The following is a 1,277-nucleotide window of genomic DNA, read 5'->3' as shown; positions in this document are numbered from 1 at the left end:
TGAGCTATGCTGAAGAAACCGTAGAGGTAAACTTGGTAAACTAACGACTCAATGAGGAGTTTACCATGACCAAGAAAATCAGAACTTATAGCACAGAATTTAAAGCAGAAGCCGTTAAGAAGATAGCGGATAACAACGGTAATGTTTCAGCCACTGCAAAGCAACTTGGCATAGCGATGCAAACCTTATCAAACTGGCAGAATAAAGCCAATCAGGGCAAGCTTATGGGCACTGAGCAATATGATCCTGATCTTATGAGTGCTCTTGAAGAGGTGAAACGTCTAAAGCGCCAGCTGAAAGTGGCCGAGGAGGAGCGTGAGATACTAAAAAAGGCGACCGCGTACTTTGCAAAGCACAGCTCGTGAAGTACGCGTTTATTCAAGACAACCAGCCCCTCTTTAGCATTACCACTATGTGCCGTGTATTAAGCGTCAAGCCATCAAGCTACTACGACTGGATGAGCCGCGGTCTCAGTGACCAGCAGATACGTCGCAACCAGTGTGAGCTACTGGTACGCGCCGCTCATACTGAGACTAAGCAGCGTTATGGTGTTGAGCGTTTGCAAGCGCACCTAAGCGAGCAAGGTCATCATATCAGCCCATACATGGTCAGGAGTATTAAAGAGGAACATGACATAAAGTGCCGTCGTCATAAACGCTTTAAAATTACTACCGACTCCAATCACAACAAGCTGGTCTATCCAAACGTGCTGGATCAGAAGTTTGACGCTAAGCGTCCTAATGAGTCTTGGGTCAGCGACATCACCTATATCTGGACTACCGAGGGCTGGCTGTATCTAGCAGGGGTTAAAGATCTTTATACCAAGGAGCTGGTCGGCTATGCCATCAATAAGCGCATGACCGCTGATTTAGTCTGTAAAGCATTGAATATGGCAATTAAAAATAAGAGACCCAGCCAAGGGCTGATTGTGCACTCTGACAGAGGCAGTCAGTACTGTAGTCATGCCTATCACAAGATTATCAAGCAGCATCAGTTTATAGGCTCAATGAGCGCTAAAGGTAACTGCTTTGACAATGCGCCGATAGAGAGTTTCTGGGGCATATTGAAGAATGAGTTGGTGTATCACCAAGACTATAGAACAAGGTTCGATGCCATTAGCGATATCATTGGATATATCGAGCTGTACTACAACCAGACTAGAATTCAAAAGGGCTTGGGCTATAAATCGCCAAGACAGATGTGGTTTGACTTTTATCGTCACGCTGCGTAATTATAATCTCCCAAGTTTATGTGTACGGGATTGACAGCAGGGGTCA

At 45.4% G+C, this 1,277-nt stretch carries 1 protein-coding gene; it reads left to right on the top strand.

The features are described from left to right. Positions 1-65 precede the first annotated feature (65 nt). A protein-coding gene (locus tag JMX97_RS13585) for an IS3 family transposase (protein ID WP_201558953.1) occupies positions 66-1,231 on the top strand; the annotation gives its coding sequence in 2 pieces (ribosomal slippage) (positions 66-324 and positions 324-1,231; 1,167 coding nt in all). Positions 1,232-1,277: the final 46 nt, after the last annotated feature.

The organism is Psychrobacter sp. 72-O-c (genome assembly GCF_904846605.1).
Taxonomy (GTDB): Bacteria; Pseudomonadota; Gammaproteobacteria; order Pseudomonadales; family Moraxellaceae; genus Psychrobacter.
The sequence above is the reverse complement of the archived record's forward strand: the minus strand, read 5'-3'. Positions and strand labels throughout refer to the sequence as shown.